Source organism: Vibrio sp. 1562 (genome assembly GCF_033340155.1).
Classification (GTDB): domain Bacteria; phylum Pseudomonadota; class Gammaproteobacteria; order Enterobacterales; family Vibrionaceae; genus Vibrio; species Vibrio alginolyticus.
The window spans coordinates 1-1,039 of record NZ_JAWOVY010000123.1 but is presented as its reverse complement, the minus strand read 5'-3'; the positions used below and the strand labels follow the sequence as shown (position 1 = coordinate 1,039).

Annotated in this window: 1 pseudogene; it reads left to right on the top strand. The window is 50.4% G+C overall.

Annotated elements, in window-relative coordinates:
* Positions 1-1,039: pseudogene (locus tag R7Z49_RS23640) on the top strand (hypothetical protein); the annotation flags it as partial.

Genomic DNA, 1,039 nt, shown 5'->3' with positions numbered 1-1,039 from the left:
AATTGGCAAAGGATTACCCCGGAACCCGGCGCAGTATTTCGCAAGTGATTGAGTACATGGTGGACACACAGCAAATGAGTGTACCTGAACAGCTTGAGCCTGCATCTAACTTGCAAGCATGGTTGTTGTTCCGCTTGAGATGCCATTTTCTGGGTCAGAAAGCGCTGACACCTCTGTATCAAGCGGTTGATGAAAGAGTGAGACAACTCTTTCCTGCCGCAGCGATGAGCCGGTTAAGCGCCATGCTTACAGCAGTGCCTAGCCTGGCATCTACAGGTGAAGTGCTGAAACTTGTCGATGCCATCGTTGCCATGTTGGAAGAAGAATCTCGTCCACCACAGGATGAGTCGGATGCTGATAGCGGTAATGACATTGGACAAGATGCGAGTAATGACAGCAATAACAGTAGTGACAGTCAAATCCCTGAAACAGACTCGTCTGCAACGGCGGATGTTGCTGAAACGGGGGATTCAGATAACTCTGATCAAGCTGACAATTTGCGACAAGCCTTAGAGGCCAGTGCCGCTCAGTTTGAACCCGATACCTTTGCCCAAGTGGCAGAAGTGTTGTCGGAACAAGCTGAAGGACATCAGGGCGTCACACCTCTCAGTTTGCCCCAAGCAGAGCAAGCTATGTTGGGTGATGAGGCCATCTTGACCTTATCGGCGTCGGAGTCTGCTCAAATTCGAGCCCGACTTAGGGGCATGGTTCAGTCCAGTCAGGACAATCGGAATCATGCCAAAAGGCACGGTCTTCGAGTGGCAACCCATCGTCTTGCCGCTTCACAAGCCGGTGAGTCGAGATTGTTTATTCAAAGGCAACCTCGCATTGCCCCCAATGCCGCTGTGCACTTGCTTGTCGATATATCGGGTTCAATGGGTAAACCCATTGGCGAAGGTAATCGAAAGTACTTTCATGTTGCCAATGAAGCTGCTTTGGCTTTGGCCATGGCACTGGAAGGCATACCGGGTGTTGTACCTGCGGTCAGTTATTTTCCTGGTATTCATCAGGAAGTTTCTATCGCGTTATTGCCCAAGCA